At 53.8% G+C, this 212-nt stretch carries 1 pseudogene; it reads right to left on the reverse strand.

What is annotated here, in order from left to right:
• Positions 1-82: 82 nt before the first annotated feature.
• Positions 83-212 (reverse strand): annotated as a pseudogene (gene ssuC / locus QCD69_RS22785) (aliphatic sulfonate ABC transporter permease SsuC); the annotation flags it as partial.

Below are 212 nucleotides of genomic sequence, written 5' to 3' on the forward strand. Positions count from 1 at the left end.
CGGCCGTGATACTGCTTGCTGACGCGGTTTACGATCAGAGGCGTACCGGCGTTAAGACGCGCTGGAGAAGACGTTAACTCGGTCATGCGTTTTCCTCTTTAAGTTGATAAGCCTGATGCCAGCGCAACCAGACGCGTTCCAGTAACATCGCGCTGACGTCAGCCAGTTTAACGAGCAGGGCATACAGGATAATGGCAACCACCACGATATCG

Source organism: Erwinia sp. PsM31 (genome assembly GCF_030433775.1).
Classification (GTDB): Bacteria; Pseudomonadota; Gammaproteobacteria; order Enterobacterales; family Enterobacteriaceae; genus Erwinia; species Erwinia aeris.